This window comes from Clostridium sp. HCP1S3_C6 (genome assembly GCF_052066735.1).
In the GTDB taxonomy this organism is placed as follows: domain Bacteria; phylum Bacillota; class Clostridia; order Clostridiales; family Clostridiaceae; genus Clostridium.
In genome coordinates this window covers 20,508-36,035 of the sequence record NZ_JBQHRN010000024.1, presented here as the reverse complement: position 1 = coordinate 36,035, position 15,528 = coordinate 20,508, and the positions used below count along the sequence as shown (strand labels likewise).

General features: G+C 28.2%; 16 protein-coding genes, 1 pseudogene and 1 other annotated feature. Of the genes and pseudogenes, 14 read left to right on the top strand and 3 right to left on the bottom strand.

Features of this window, described 5'->3' with window-relative positions:
• Positions 1-258 precede the first annotated feature (258 nt).
• Positions 259-1,137: a YegS/Rv2252/BmrU family lipid kinase gene (locus ACTNAO_RS09215; RefSeq protein WP_441028469.1), complete on the top strand. Its 879-nt coding sequence runs from the start codon at positions 259-261 to the stop codon at positions 1,135-1,137.
• Positions 1,138-1,371: 234 nt separating this feature from the next.
• On the top strand, positions 1,372-1,836 hold the full coding sequence (locus ACTNAO_RS09210; protein ID WP_441028467.1) for a hypothetical protein: 465 nt from the start codon (positions 1,372-1,374) through the stop codon (positions 1,834-1,836).
• Between the two features lie 110 nt (positions 1,837-1,946).
• Here the strand turns inward: ACTNAO_RS09210 and ACTNAO_RS09205 are convergent, their stop codons facing one another.
• The 3 genes and pseudogenes from ACTNAO_RS09205 to ACTNAO_RS09195 all read right to left on the bottom strand — a co-directional run.
• Complete coding sequence (locus ACTNAO_RS09205; protein WP_441028465.1) at positions 1,947-2,159, bottom strand: hypothetical protein; 213 nt, start codon at positions 2,157-2,159, stop codon at positions 1,947-1,949.
• Positions 2,160-2,238: 79 nt separating this feature from the next.
• A complete protein-coding gene (locus tag ACTNAO_RS09200) occupies positions 2,239-2,655 on the bottom strand; it encodes a hypothetical protein (RefSeq protein WP_441028475.1) in 417 nt (138 codons plus the stop codon).
• 39 nt (positions 2,656-2,694) lie between these two features.
• Positions 2,695-3,025 (bottom strand): annotated as a pseudogene (locus tag ACTNAO_RS09195) (YgiQ family radical SAM protein); the annotation flags it as partial.
• A 336-nt stretch (positions 3,026-3,361) separates the two neighbouring features.
• Here ACTNAO_RS09195 and ACTNAO_RS09190 point away from each other — a divergent pair.
• The 12 genes from ACTNAO_RS09190 (at position 3,362) to ACTNAO_RS09135 (ending at position 15,410) form a co-directional block, all read left to right on the top strand.
• Positions 3,362-4,624 (top strand): magnesium transporter, encoded by a 1,263-nt coding sequence (locus ACTNAO_RS09190; protein ID WP_441028463.1) that lies wholly within the window; start codon positions 3,362-3,364, stop codon positions 4,622-4,624.
• A gap of 85 nt (positions 4,625-4,709) precedes the next feature.
• Positions 4,710-4,943, top strand: a binding site (T-box leader).
• Between the two features lie 63 nt (positions 4,944-5,006).
• Positions 5,007-5,918, top strand: coding sequence for a cysteine synthase A (cysK, locus tag ACTNAO_RS09185; RefSeq protein WP_441028461.1), 912 nt, complete (start codon positions 5,007-5,009; stop codon positions 5,916-5,918).
• A 23-nt stretch (positions 5,919-5,941) separates the two neighbouring features.
• Positions 5,942-6,526 carry a serine O-acetyltransferase EpsC gene (epsC, locus tag ACTNAO_RS09180; protein ID WP_441028459.1) on the top strand — a complete coding sequence of 195 codons (585 nt, stop codon included), beginning with the start codon at positions 5,942-5,944 and terminating at the stop codon, positions 6,524-6,526.
• Positions 6,527-6,715: 189 nt separating this feature from the next.
• Entirely contained in the window at positions 6,716-7,420 is a 705-nt protein-coding gene (locus ACTNAO_RS09175) for a lysophospholipid acyltransferase family protein (protein WP_441028457.1), read from the top strand.
• The gene (gene nth, locus ACTNAO_RS09170) at positions 7,420-8,049 is read left to right on the top strand and encodes an endonuclease III (RefSeq protein ID WP_441028455.1); all 630 of its coding nucleotides are present in this window, start codon (positions 7,420-7,422) and stop codon (positions 8,047-8,049) included. Before ACTNAO_RS09175 ends, nth begins: the two co-directional genes overlap by 1 nt.
• Positions 8,050-8,166: 117 nt before the next feature.
• Entirely contained in the window at positions 8,167-9,078 is a 912-nt protein-coding gene (locus tag ACTNAO_RS09165; RefSeq protein WP_441028473.1) for a D-alanine--D-alanine ligase, read from the top strand.
• 126 nt (positions 9,079-9,204) lie between these two features.
• Positions 9,205-9,816 (top strand): NUDIX hydrolase, encoded by a 612-nt coding sequence (locus tag ACTNAO_RS09160; protein ID WP_441028453.1) that lies wholly within the window; start codon positions 9,205-9,207, stop codon positions 9,814-9,816.
• Positions 9,817-9,878: 62 nt separating this feature from the next.
• Positions 9,879-10,814 (top strand): GH25 family lysozyme, encoded by a 936-nt coding sequence (locus ACTNAO_RS09155; RefSeq protein WP_441028451.1) that lies wholly within the window; start codon positions 9,879-9,881, stop codon positions 10,812-10,814.
• A gap of 108 nt (positions 10,815-10,922) precedes the next feature.
• Positions 10,923-12,440, top strand: a complete 1,518-nt coding sequence (locus ACTNAO_RS09150; RefSeq protein ID WP_441028449.1) for a VanW family protein — start codon at positions 10,923-10,925, stop codon at positions 12,438-12,440.
• 98 nt (positions 12,441-12,538) lie between these two features.
• Positions 12,539-14,008 (top strand): VanW family protein, encoded by a 1,470-nt coding sequence (locus tag ACTNAO_RS09145; protein ID WP_441048069.1) that lies wholly within the window; start codon positions 12,539-12,541, stop codon positions 14,006-14,008.
• 82 nt (positions 14,009-14,090) lie between these two features.
• Positions 14,091-14,552 carry a tRNA (cytidine(34)-2'-O)-methyltransferase gene (locus tag ACTNAO_RS09140; protein WP_441028445.1) on the top strand — a complete coding sequence of 154 codons (462 nt, stop codon included), beginning with the start codon at positions 14,091-14,093 and terminating at the stop codon, positions 14,550-14,552.
• A gap of 18 nt (positions 14,553-14,570) precedes the next feature.
• On the top strand, positions 14,571-15,410 hold the full coding sequence (locus ACTNAO_RS09135) for a DegV family protein (protein ID WP_441028443.1): 840 nt from the start codon (positions 14,571-14,573) through the stop codon (positions 15,408-15,410).
• The last annotated feature ends 118 nt before the right edge of the window (positions 15,411-15,528 follow it).

Below are 15,528 nucleotides of genomic sequence, written 5' to 3'. Positions count from 1 at the left end.
GATGTCTGGCAAGAGTAAATTTAACTAAATAATCCACAAAAATAAAAATTGGTAATCCGAACCATATAATTGTGGATAATTTCATAAAAACATAGCAAAAATGTGAATTAATATAAAAAAGTTAAATTTACAGAAAAAATGGTCAGATAAAAAAATTTACCTTTCAGGTCTGTATAGAAGATTGTCAACTCGACAATATACAAAATTGGTGATATAATCCTTTTAGCTGATTTTAATGATAATAAATGGAGGAAAAATATGAAGAAAGTAAGATTTATCTATAATCCATATTCTGGAGAAAATGTTATTTTGAATGAAATAGATACTGTTGTTAGTATGCATCAAGAAAAAGGATTACAGATAATGCCTTATAGAATAAATAAAGATAGCAGTATTGAGGAAGCTTTAGATGCAATTGATGATACTTATGAATACATATTAATAGCAGGTGGAGATGGTACGGTAGATTCCCTTGTAAATGCTATGATGAAAAGAAATATAGATTTACCTGTAGGAATACTTCCTGTAGGGACAGCAAATGATTTTGGTACATTTTTAGGTATTTCATCAGATGTAAAAGAGGCATGTGCTCAAATTTTAAATTCTAAGCCTAAAGCAGTAAATATAGGAAAGATTAATGATAAATATTTTGTAAATGTAGCTAGCTGTGGTCTTTTTACTGATGTGTCACAAAAAACTGACATTAACTTGAAAAATACAATAGGAAAATTAGCCTATTATTTAAAGGGATTAGAGGAATTACCAAACTTTAGAAAATTAAAAGTTAAGTTAAAATCTAAAGAAGTTAATTATGAAGGGGATATGTATTTAGTTTTGGTATTTAATGGTCAAACAGCAGGAGGATTTAAACTTGCTACTAAAGCAGATGTAACAGATGGATTTTTAGATGTAATATTAATAAAAGCTATTGCTATTAGAAATATTTTGCCTTTATTTGTGAAGATACTAAAAGGAGATCATTTAGATTCTCAACAAGTTATTTATTTTAAAACAGATGATTTGGTAATTGAATGTAATGCATCAATAGTAACAGATATTGACGGAGAAAGAGGACCTGATTTCCCACTTCATTTAAAATGTATAAAGGATGGAATGAAAGTTTTAGGAATAAAATAAGAAATATAATAATAATTATAAATAATAATATGTGTAAGGAGAGTTTTTGTGGGAATTATTTACTACATATATTTATTGTTTATAATTATTTTTTTGCTTAATCTATTAAAAAACAGTGATAAAATATCTGGAATAAAAGTAAAAGTGTATATTAAAATATCATTACTTATATTTTTTATAAGATATATTACACTTATGTTTTTTAGAATTTGTAATAGTACAAGGTATTTGTATATGCTAAAGTCAACTATTTTTATTAATGCATTAGGAATTATAATGCTTACAATAATGTTTATATATGTGTTTCTAAAGAAAAATAATATAAATTTTAAGTATAACTACTGCTTAGCATTATCATTTACAGGAGCATATTTCACATTAATTAAATTTGTAAATGTAAAGATTATATACAATGTAAATTTTGGATATGTAATTAGTGAGATTAGTAATTATTTTAAGGTTTCTTTTGCATATTTGTTTTCAATTAGTTTACTTTTAATCATATCAATATTATTTTTGGATAAAAAAAATGCAGAAACAAAAAATATAGTTGTACTTGTATTGATTTTAGCTTTTATTATATTTGAAAATATTTTATTTATGTGTGGAATTAGAATACTACCATATGTAATGATAAGTGATTTACCTTGTCTTATTTTTTTAAAGTATGTTATTAAAAAGTTACCAAAAAGTAATTAAGAATATATTTTTTATTATTTAAAAGGGCTATCTATAAAAAGTAGTTCTTTTTATAGATAGTTATTAAATAATAGTAATATAGATAATTAATTTAACCTAAAGAAAATATCTTACATATAGTGCATATTCTTTTCTGATTGAGTTTTAGGTGTATATCCCATGTTTTTAATATATTGTGCAAGTTCAATTGCTGCATTTAAATCGGAACCAAGATGAGAAGACATAAGGTAAGGAACAAGATACTGTTTCTTATTTATCTTTTTATTTATATCAAAATATTTATTTACAAATTTATCGTAAATATCTCTTGTTGGTTTACCCATTTGAGTTAAAACTCTAGGAACTACATGTTCTGGAGCAACTTTAAGCTGACCACCTATATTATGAATATATCCCTTAAAATCAGGAAGATTTGTTTAGAAGTTTTGCTGCCTCATCTACAATAGAATCTGCACTTCTTGTTTGTATAGTTCTTCCCTGGTGAAAGGTTAATGCACAAAATGAACAAGAACCATAACAGCCTCTATGACTTGTAATTGAAAATTTCACTTCATTTATAGCTGGAATGCCACCATCCTTTTTATATATTGGGTGGTATGTTCTCATATATGGAAGATTGTATGTATAATCCATTTCTTCATTTGTTAAAGGATCTTGAGGAGGATTTTGAACTAAATATCTATCTCCATGTCTTTGGATTATAGTTTTGCCACGAACAGGATCTTGTTCTAATGATTCAAGCTTAAAACTTTCGCCATATTTATTTTTATCTTTTACAACTTCCTCATAAGAAGGAACATCTTTATATGCTTCACGTATTTTATTGCAGTAAACTATAACAGCTCTATCAGGTCTATAACCACTTTTTCCACCTGGTGAATATAAATCATCATGTCTTTTTTCTTTGCAGCAGTATAGTGGTTTACCATAGAATCTATATTCCCGGAATTTACAAGAAAAGCATATTTTGGTTTGCCGAGAATTTTGAATTCTTCGACATTATTCCAATTAGGTTGTGCTATTATACCTACAGTGAAGCCTTGAGCCTCTAGAGTTCTACCAATAATAGCCCAAATGAGGGATGGTCTACATAGGCATCTCCAGTAACTATAATGAAATCTAATATATCTATATTTCTATCTATTAAATCCTTTTTACATATTGGTAAAAAGTTTTTTGCAAGTTTCATAAATTTCTCCTTTAAGTTTTATTTTTTCTTAATTTTGTTTGCTCTTAATTTAATTTTAACCTAATACTAACATAGAGATTTTTATAATACAAATAATAAAAAAATATTTACATTTTTATATGTAAGTATATATAATAATAGTGGAGTTTACAGCTAGAAGTAAAATGAATTTTTAATAAAAGGTGGTGCGAGTAATGGAGGAAGGACCTCATAGTATTGATAACCCAAAACTGAATAATCTTCTAAGAGAAAAAGCCTGCATTATTCGTACTTTCATATATTAAATAGTATGTATAATTAGGTGCCCTCTTGGAAGAACAAGGAGGAAGCATAATTATGAGAAGACTATCAATTTTTCTTTATACACAAATACTAGGCAAGAAAATTTTAGATGAATTTGGAGATCCCTTAGGAGAACTTAAAGATATTTATGTTACTACTGATGAAGGATATCCAAGGGTTATTGGTTACAAGATAAAAAAGAATGGTAACATTTCAAATTATGAATTTAGAACTATTTCAGTGAATGAAGACAATAGTGGAAGAATTATTATAAAAACAACAGGAAGTAGAGAAATACTTGCAAGGACTTATACTTATCTTTTATCAGAACATTTATTAGATAAAAAAATAGTAGATATAACAGGTAAAAAGGTAGTTAGAGTTAATGATTTAAAAATAGCTGAAATGGCTGGAGAGTTTAGAGTCATTGGAGTAGAAACAGGGGCTCTTGCAAAGTTTAAAAGAATGGGAATTCCATCAATTGGGAAAGCTATATATAAATTGTTTCATAAAGATTATGAATGTAAAATGCTTATGTGGGATGATGTTGAATCAATTGATATGGTTAATGAAAATCTTCAAAAGGAACATTCCTTTACAAAGCTTTCAGCACTACACCCAGCTGATCTTGCAGATATTTTAGAGGATTTAGATACTGGAGATAGAAAGAAGGTTTTTGAATCATTAGATGAAGATTTGGCAGCAGAAACATTTGAAGAAATAGATGATGAATATAAAGGTAGTATAATAAAAGATTTGTCAGAAACAAAAACAGCTGAACTTTTAGAAAACATGGGTAATGATGAAATTGCCGACCTTTTAGAAGAATTAGATGGTGATGAGAGAGAAAAGGTATTAGTTAACTTAGAGCAAGATGATGCTGAAGAAGTAAATGAACTTTTAAAATACGAAGATGAAGCTGTGGGAAGTATAATGACTACTGAGTATATTTCTTTTGGACTTGAGGTTACAGTAGGTGAAACAAAAGAAATATTAAAAGAAATGAATCCAGATGAAGATATTATGTACTATATATATGTTACTGATGAATCAGGAAAGCTAAAGGGAACTGTTTTGCTAAAAGACTTAATTGTCAGTGAAGATGATAAAAAACTTCAAGATATCATGGAAGATGCTGTTACTACTGTTAAAAGCGATGAAAATATTGATGAAGCAATAGAACAGGCTGTTAAATATAATTTAATATCAACTGCTGTTGTTGATAATGAAGATATAATTGTTGGAATAGTTCAAATGCAAGATATAATTGATGAGTATTTTTATCCTATTTGGAAAAAGAAAAACAAGGGAGCATAAAATTTTTTTTGTAAAGAAACTAAATGTTGACAAACCATAAATTAGGAATATAATAAAAGTATAAACCATAGTATAATACTAAGAATTAAAAACTATGAAAAAGGAAAGTAACATTTTGGAGGATTACAGAGAAAAAAGTATGCTGAGAGCTTTTTATCTATAAGAAATGTGAAGTGCCCTTTGGAGTTTATATCTGAATTAAGTAGGATTTTACGGTATCGCCCGTTATAGCGAAAGGGTATTTTATGTACCTTGCCATGAGTGAAACTATTAGATTAGTTTAAGTTAGAGTGGAACCGCGAAAATTTTCGTCTCTATGTATATAGGGACTTTTTTTTATATAAAAAATACCACTTGTTTATAATTTTTTGGAGGGAAAATAATGATTTATAATAATGCTTTAGAAATGATTGGAAATACACCAATATTAAAATTAAACAATTTAATTAGCGACAAAGATTGTGCAGATATATATTTAAAAATAGAAAAGAACAACCCAGGTGGTAGTATTAAGGATAGGGCTGCACTTGGAATGATAGAAAAAGCTGAAAAGGAGGGAATATTAAAGCCAGGAGTGACAATTGTTGAGCCTACAAGTGGTAATACAGGAATAGGACTTGCTATGATAGGAAGATTAAAGGGATATAAAGTTTTAATTGTTATGCCAGAAAATATGAGTAAGGAAAGACGTGATTTAATTAAAGCTTATGGAGCTGAACTTGTATTAACAGATGGAAGTAAAGGAATGAAGGGCGCAATTGACAAGGCTATGGAATATGCTAAAAAGGGAGGCTATTTTATTCCTCAACAATTTGAAAATGAAGCAAATACAGACAAGCATTATGAAACTACAGCAGAAGAAATATATAATGACATAAAAGATTTAGATTGTGTAATAGCTGGAGTTGGTACTGGTGGAACAATTATTGGAATAGGAAAAAAGCTTAAAGAAAAAAATGAAAATATAAAAGTTGTTGCTATGGAACCAGAAAATTCAGCAGTTTTAAGTGGAGAGAAACCGGGACCACATAAGATTCAAGGAATAGGAGGTGGTTTTATTCCTAAAATATATGATTCAAGTGTAGTTGATGAAGTATTAAAGGTTTCAGATGATGATGCAATTAAGTATACTAAAGAAATTGCATTAAAGGAAGGTATACTTGTTGGAATATCATCAGGTGCAGCAGTGTGTGCAGCAATTGAAATAGGAAAGAAACTTGGAAAGGGTAAAAAGGTATTAGCAATTGCCCCAGATGGAGGGGAAAAGTATATTTCAATGGGAATATACGATTAAAATTATGTAAAGGAGTGTAGGCTTTGTTTGAAAATTTAAATCATGCTCTTGAAAGAGTATTAGAAAATGATCCGGCTGCTAGAAATAAGATAGAGGTATTTTTGCTATATCCTTGTATTCATGCATTAATTGCTTATAGGATAGGACATTTCTTTTATAAGCATAAATGCTTTTTTACAGCAAGGCTTATATCACAAATTTCTAGATTCTTTACAGGTATTGAAATACACCCAGGAGCAACAATAGGGAAAGGTTTATTTATTGACCATGGAATGGGAGTTGTTATTGGGGAAACAGCAGAAGTAGGCGATGATGTAATGCTATATCATGGTGTAACTTTAGGTGGTACTGGTAAGCATAAAGGTAAAAGGCATCCAACTGTAGGTAATGGTGTTACAATTGGAGCTGGTGCAAAGGTCCTTGGACCAATAAAAATTGGAGATAATGCAAAAATAGGTGCTAATGCTGTTGTGTTAAAGGAAGTACCAGAAGGTGCTACTGCAGTTGGAGTTCCAGCTAAAAATATATTACGAACAACTGCTACTATTATTGAAATTGATGACTTTAATGGAAAGAGACAATTTATCTATAACGATATGGTAATATAGTTTTATATGTAATGTTTTTGATTTAGAGAAAATTTAGGAGTAAGTAATGAACAAATTCTACAAATAATAATTTGAATACCTTAAATAAAGAATTTTCTTATTTGGGGTATTCTTTTTATGTAAAGAATATTATAATAAAATAGGTTGCTTTTAAGCAATAAACATTTTTAAGGTAGGTGTATTATTAAAATGTTGTCACCAGGAATTGCAAAAATAATTGAAATATGTCCAAATAGTATAAAAATTTTTATGGCTAAAAAAATTATGCTTGGCTATTTAAAAAAATATGCAAATATAAAGATTGAAGGTTTAGAAAATGTTGAAAAATATGAAGGTCCTAAGATATTCATATGTAATCATTTGAGCAATTCAGATGGACTTATTTTAAGTGAAATATTAAAAGAAAAATATAATCCATACTTTGTAGCAGGAGTAAAGCTATCAAATGATCCAATTACTAATCTTGGTTCTGAACTTGTAAGGCGTATACAAATAAAACCTAATTCTGCTGATAAGGAAGCCATAACTACTATGGTTAAAGCAGTAAAATCAGGTGAAAATCTTTTTATATTTCCAGAAGGAACTAGAAGTAGAAATGGAGCTATGGGAGAAGGAAAAAAAGGAATTTTGCTTCTTGCAAGGCTTACAAAAGCTACTATTATCCCAATTGGAATAACAGGAACAGAAATACTTCTTCCTATTAGCAAAACTGGAGATATGGGTGGTGAAACATGGCATAATGCTGATGTAAATATTAAATTTGGAGAAGCTGTAACTTTACCTAAAAGAAACAAAGAACAAGAAAAACATGAATATGAAGACGAATGTATGAATGTTTTGATGGGAGGAATTGCTAGATTATTGCCTGAAAGCTATAGAGGAGTATATAAATAATGAAGGCAAAAACAAAAAAAATATTAAATATTTTAAAAGAAACTTATCCAGATGCTAAATGTGAATTGAATTATGAAACTCCATTTCAACTTTTAATAGCAACTGTGCTATCAGCACAGACTACAGATAAAAAAGTTAATGAAGTTACAAAAGATTTATTTAGTAAATATCCTGATTTAGATTCTTTTTTAAATATAACTAGCGATGAATTAGAAGAGAGAATAAAAAAGATAGGTTTATATAGAAACAAAACTAAAAATATATTAATGATGGTTAGACAAATTAAAGAAAATTTTAATGGTGAAGTACCAAATACTATGGAAGGTATAACATCTCTTGCAGGTGCAGGCAGAAAAACTGCAAATGTTGTGCTTTCTAATGCATTTGGGGTACCATCTATTGCTGTGGATACTCATGTTTTCAGAGTATCAAATAGAATAGGACTTGCACATTCAGAAAATGTCCTTGAAGTAGAAAAGCAGCTTCAAGAAGAAATAGATAAAAGTGAGTGGTCTCATGCACATCATCTTTTAATATTTCATGGAAGAAGATGTTGTATAGCAAGAAAACCTAAATGTAGTGAGTGCCCTATTTCTGAATATTGTGAGTTTTATAAAGATTTAAAGTAGAATTTTGCTATTCCACATGTATTAAAAAATTTTGATAAAGTGGTACTTATAACTTTAGGTTTTTATAATATAATATTTTTAGAAAATAGTATATATAATTGCGGAGGATTTTTTATGATGAAAGTTGGCGTTATAATGGGAGGAATTTCTTCTGAAAGAGAAATTTCATTTCAAAGTGGTAAGGCAGTAGTTGAGAATTTAGATAAAAATAAATATGAAGTTGTTGAAATTGCAATAGATAAGAAAGAAGATATTGTAAACAAAGTAAAAGGAATAGATTTTGCACTTCTTGCACTTCATGGTCAATTTGGTGAAGATGGAACAGTTCAAGCGGTATTTCAAACACTTGGAATTCCTTATTCAGGATGTGGCCCTTTAAGCAGTGCTGCATGTATGGACAAAGATATGACAAAAAGTCTATTAAAGGCAGCTGGTGTTAAAACTGCACCTTGGATTAATATAAGAAAAGGTGAAGAAATAGATTATGATGCAATTGAAAAAATGGGCTATCCTGTAGTTGTTAAACCAACACATGGAGGTTCAAGTGTAGCTACATTTATAATTAAAGATAAAAAAGACATTAAACATGCTGTTGAAGAAGGATACAAGTGGGATAAAGAAGTAATGATAGAAAAATTTATCAAAGGTGATGAAATTACTTGCCCAATGCTAGGAAATGAAATGTTCCCGGTAATTGCTATAAAACCAAGTAAGGAATATGAATTCTTTGATTATACAGCTAAATATGCAGATGGTGGCTCAGAGGAAGTTGTGGTCAATCTTGATGAAAAGCTTAATAAAGTTGTGAAAAAAATGGCTTTTGACACTTATAAGGTTTTAAAATGTGAAGTTTATGCAAGAGTTGATATGATTGTAACTCCAGAGGGAATTCCTTATGTTCTTGAGGTAAATACACTTCCTGGAATGACTCCAAATAGTCTTTTCCCTAAGAGTGCAAAGGGAAAGGGAGTAACTTATAGTGAACTTTTAGATTTAATAATAGAAGGTTCTCTTAAGGTTTGTAGGTAGCTTAAAGAATGGGTGTTGTATTAGTAGTTGAAGTTATGCTAATACAATACTCTTATTTTTTTCTTATGATTATATTAATGATTATTGCATATAGTAATAATATATTTTAAATTGGAGATTAAGTATATGAAAGATATTAATAGTATAATTAATAAAGCTAAAAATCATCAAAAGTATATAAATGGAGCAAGTAAAACAAAAGCGTCAGCTATTATTATACCTTTAATAAATATAAGTGGCGATGTAAATGTTTTATTTGAGGTAAGATCAAAAAAACTTAAAAGTCAGCCTGGGGATATATGCTTTCCGGGAGGAAGAATTGAAAATGGTGAAACAGCAATTTGTGCTGCCAAAAGAGAATTATATGAGGAACTTGGAATTGATGAACACAATATTGAAATTATAAATGAACTAGATACTTTTGTTAGATATGATGGAATGATTATTCACCCTTTTTTAGGAATAGTTAATTCAAATGTAAATGTTAAATTATCACCTAATGAAGTAGATCATTATTTTTATGTCCCTATAGAATATTTTATTAAGAATAAACCAGAAAGATATTACAGTGATATATTAGTTAAAAGAAAATCTGATTTTCCCTTTGAAAGAATAAATGGAGGTGAAAATTACAAATTTAAAACTGGAATATATGAAACTTTATTTTACAAATATCAAAATTATAATATATGGGGTATAACAGCTGCAATATTGAATAATTTTTTAGAGATTATATAAAGTTATCACCAAAAAAAATATTATTAATACTATAAAATAGTAATAATATTTATGGGGTAATTATGCAAAATAAAAACAATAAAAGTTTATTTGGAGTAGATATAAATGAATACACTAAGAATGTAAATTTTGCTATTCTGACAACAAAAATAGATTTTTTATATTTACGTTCTTCTGGTTCTGGTTCTGGTAGGTTTAGGATAGATAGAAAATTTTTAGAGTATGCAAATAATGCACGTAATTATGGTATTCCTGTTGGAGCATATCATTATGCACTTCCATCAAGTGATTTGTCTACTGCAGATTCTCAATGTGATGATTTTATAGAAATATTACAAATAGGGTTTGGACAAAAAGATTATGGTGATTTGTTTCCAACATTAGATGTAGAGGCTCCTGTAGAAAAGACAATATCTACAAAAGTATTAGTAGAGTGGATAGAAAGGTTTAAAAATAGATTCGAAAAGAAAACAAGAAGAAAACTAATGCTTTATACAGGAGCTTTTTTTATTGACTTATATGATAATTTTTTTGTTCAAGGAAGAGGATATCCATTGAAAAGTATGCCTCTTTGGATAGCAATGTATACAAATATTCCAGGCAATCCACCGTACCCAAAGAACCAAGGTGGTTGGACTAGATGGAGGATATGGCAATTTAGTGAGAATTTAAGAATTCAGGGAATAGATAGTTTAGTAGATGCTAATTGGGGACCTGATAATTTATCATTATTAACTCAACCTGAAAATGTTACAGGCTTTAATGTTAATAATGTAGAAGGAAATAAAATAAACCTTACTTGGAATAAGGTTAAAAGTTCAGATCTTTTAGGATACAATATATTTGTAAATAATTACTATGTAGCAACTTTAGAACCTAATGATACTTCTTATACATTAAATAGAAGCAATTTTAGTGCAAAAACCTTAAATATTACAATAGAGGCTTTTGATAAAGATGGTGAAACATCTAAGACTAGAGCAAAAGTTACAATTTAAAGAATTATGAAATAAATATAATAAAAAATGTTTTTGTGTAGAAAAAAGAAGAAGTATATTGTAATATAAGAGGGATAAAGTTAAAAATAAACAAAGGGTGAGTGACTGGTGAACAAAAATAATAGAAATATATTTATTGTATCTATAATAGTAATTACTATAATATCTATAACTGCATATTTATTATACATTAAATCTAGTAAAGCATTATTACAAGAATGGAATAATAAAATATATAATGGAGTTACTATAGGCAATATTGACGTTAGTGGAAAAAGTGAACAGGAAGCTTATAACTTAGTTCAGGATAAACTTATAAATGAACTTAATCATAAATCTATAGTATTATCTATGGATGATACTATAATTCGATATGAATATAAAGATTTTAATGTAAAATACAAAATAGATGAAGCTGTTTCAGAGGCTTTGATATATGGAAAGAATCTTTCAATATATAAGCAAAAGAAACTTATAAAAAGTAACAGTAAAAAACATGAGATATCATTAGATATGGAATGTGACAATGATAGTATTAGTAAAGTTATTAATAATATTAAAAAAGAAATAGAACAGGAACCACAAGATGCAAAAATTAATATTGTTGATAATAAAATTGTTATTGAAAAAGAGAAAATTGGCATAAAAATAGATGATAATGCTCTTATAAATGACATAAATAATGGCTTAAATTCTGATATGTCAGAGGATACAATGGTTGAAGTAAAAACAATAGAAGAAGAACCTTCTATAAAATCTGAAAACATTGCTAAAATAAAAAATAAAATGTCTTCTTTTTCAACAGATTATTCATCATCTGATTATAATAGAGCATATAATGTGGAACTTGCTACATCATTAGTTAATGGAACTATTTTAATGCCAGATGAAGTGTTTAGTTATTCAGAAGTAAGTCAAAAGGGAATTGGAAGATATAAGGATGCACCTGTATATATAAATAACAAAGTTGAGCAAGCTGAAGCTGGAGGTATATGTCAAGTATCAACTACATTATATAGAGCTGTTATGAAAGCTAATATAAGATCAGTAGAAAGGCTTAATCATTCATTGCCTGTAGGCTATGCAAAACTTGGTTTAGATGCCACAGTAGCATGGGGAAGCATAGATTATAAGTTTAAAAATCCATACGATTTTCCTATATATATACAAGGAATAGCAGATGGAGGAACTGTTACATTTAACATATACGGAGATGTAGATGCACTAGATGGAAAAACATATAATATGGAAAATGAGATAGTAGAAACAATAGAACCTAGTGTGAGTTATATTGATGATCCAGAACTTACAGTAGGAACTGAAATTACTGATACATACGGAAATACTGGTTATAAAGTTAAATCATATCAAATAACATATGAAAATGGCGTTGAAATAAATAGGGAATTAGTAGCTACAGATAATTATGCAGCTACAGAAACAATTATAAGAAGAGGTACTAAAGTTATAGAAAATCAAAGTGATTCTCAAAACCAAGTGCAGCAGAATAATACACAAGATCAAAATAATCAAAACACAAATAGTACAGACCAAGGTGCACAAGATGTAAATAATATAAAAAATACTTTAGATAGTAATGACAACAAAGTTATTACAACACCTTGAACATAATAATTATATTTTTCTAGTATTATATGATATTATATTTTTATAATACTAACACTAATTTTTAGTAAAAGGTGATGTGTAAATTGAAGAGAGTTATGAAAAAAATACTAATGAGGCTATTGTTTATAATAATTATTTTAGGAGTAATATTTGGTATTGCTTTTATAGTATACGAAAAAACACTTAATAAATCATTGTCACAATTTGATGGGAAAATTTATTATGGTGTAAGTGTTGGTGGAGTAGATGTAGGTGGCAAAACAGAAGCTGAAGCGGTACTTGCGGTAAAAACACAACTTGTAAATAGCCTTGAAAACAAGATAATTGAATTAAGTGTAGAGGATTCTAAATTTACTTATAGTTATAAAGATTTCAATATGGATTATGGTGTAGAAAAAGCAGTAAGTGAAGCTATAAAGTATGGAAAGGATTTTTCGGTAGAAGAGAAAACAAAATTAGTAAATAAGATGTTAGGTGAAGAACATAATATTTCATTAGAAATTAAGGCAGATGATGATGCTTTAAAAGAAAAGGAAAATGAAATAAAGAAAAAAATAGAAAGAGAACCTGAGGATGCTATAGTTCAAATAGAGGATGGTCAGGTGAAAATAATCAATGAAGTAATAGGGTTATCTATTGATGATGATACTTTTTGCAGTAGCATTAATGATTCATTAGATGATAAGGATTATGAAATATCAAGAATTAATATTTCAACTAAGAAACAAAATCCAGATATATTAGCTTCAGATTTGCAAAGAATCAATAGCAAAATAAGTACATATACTACAGGATATTCATCAGTAGACGATAATGTAAAGTATAACATAGAAAAGTCATCTAACCTTATTAATAAAAAATTATTAATGCCTGGAGAAGAATTTAGTTTTAATTCTTCTGTAAAAGATGGAGATTATAAAGATGCAAAGATAAAAATAAAAAATTCGGATTTTGATGTTTTTGCAGAAGGAATATCTCAAGTGAGTACTACTCTTTACAGGGCTGCTATGAAATCTCATTTAAAGTCAGAAGAAAGACATAGTAGTAATTATCCAGTATCATATGAGGCAGTTGGAATGGAGGCAATATCAGATTTAAGCAATAATGATTATAAATTCAAAAATACATATGATTTTCCTATATATATAGAATCTTTTACTGAAGGACAGTATATAACTGTTAATTTATATGGTGATTTACAGGGGTTGAATGGTAAAACTTATGATATACAAAATGAAATAATAAAACAGATAGATCAAAAAAACACATATGTTGATGCTCCTGATCTACCTTTAGGTACAGAAGTTACAGAATATGAGGGTAATCCTGAATATGTAGTGAATTGTTATCTAGTAACTTATGATAATGGAACAGCAGTTAACAAGGAACTTATATCAACAGATACATATGAGCCTAATGATAAAATTATTAAAAGGGGTACAAATGCTAATCCACCTATTGATCCAAATATACAAAACAATACTGATGCTACTAATAATAATTTGCATAAACCAAATGATCAAACACAAAATAATCAAGTACCAAATGTTAATGCAGGTCATTAATTAATATATTTAAATTTTGACTATTAATATAATTTTGTAGTAATATGATAAAATAAGTATGTATACATTTGGAGGGATAGATTTGAATTTTAATATAGTTCTTTATGAACCTGAAATACCACAAAACACAGGGAATATAGCAAGAACTTGTGTATTAACAGATTCAAAATTACATTTAATAAAACCATTAGGATTTGAATTAGATGAAAAGCACTTAAGAAGAGCAGGTCTTGACTATTGGAAATATTTAGATCTTGAGGTTCATGAAAGTTATGAAGATTTTATGAAAAAATATGGAGATCAAAAAATATATTTAGCATCTACACATGGGTCAGAATATTATGATGAAGTTCATTTTAAGCAAGGAGATTTTATAATGTTTGGAAGGGAATCATCTGGAGTTCCTGAAAATGTTCATAATGCACATGAAAATATACGTGTGCCAATGATAAAAAGTAGTGATAGAAGCTTAAATTTATCAAATACTGTAGCCATTGCCATATATGAAGGATTAAGGCAAATAGGATTTCCTAATATGAAATAAAGTAGAGAGGTCAAAATAATGAAAAAAATTAAGATTATTACAGATACTACAGCGGACTTACCTAAGGAAGTTTTAGAAAAATACAATATTGATGTTATGCCTCTTATGATTAATTTTGGAGAAGAAAGTTATTTAGATGGAGTTGATATAACTACAGATGAAGTATTTAAAAGAATACAAGAAGGAGATGTATTTCCTTCAACAGCTCAAGTTACTCCAAGTAGATTTGAAGAAAGATTTAATAAGTATTTAGATGAAGGATATACAGTTATTGCAGTTCTTATGTCTTCTGCAATGAGTGGTACATATCAATCTGCTTGTATTGCAAAAGATATTATAGGATCAGATGATATACATGTTATAGATTCGTATCTTGTATGTGCATCTTTAGGAGTTCTTGTTATTAGAGCTGCAAAATTAGTTGAACAAAATCTAACTCCTGAAGAAATTGTTAAAGATTTAGAAGAAACAAAAAAGAGAATTGACTGTTCTATAAGCTTTGATTCCTTAGATAATTTAGTTAAGGGAGGAAGAATATCAAAAACAGTAGGAGTTGTTACAGGAATACTTGGAATAAAAATTATTTTGGACATTACTGATGGTATTATGGTTGTAAAGGATAAAGTACGTGGCAGTAAAAAAGCTGTAAAAAGATTACTTGCTGATGTGGAAGCTGCTGATTTAGATAAATCATTGCCAGTTATAATTATAAATGTTAATATGGATGAAATAGTACAGCCACTAAAGCAATATATGACAGATAATAATATAGAATATATAGAATCAACAGTTGGATCAACTGTTGGAATCTATTCTGGTGATAAAGCTGCTGGAGTGTTCTTTGCAAAGAATAAATAAGTTTTTTATTTAAGGAAATGATAAAAATAATTCATTTCCTTAAATTTATTATGTATCTTTTGCAAGTTTTTTGAAAAAAAACGTTAAAATTAAAAAAAAATATTAATAAAGGCTTTAA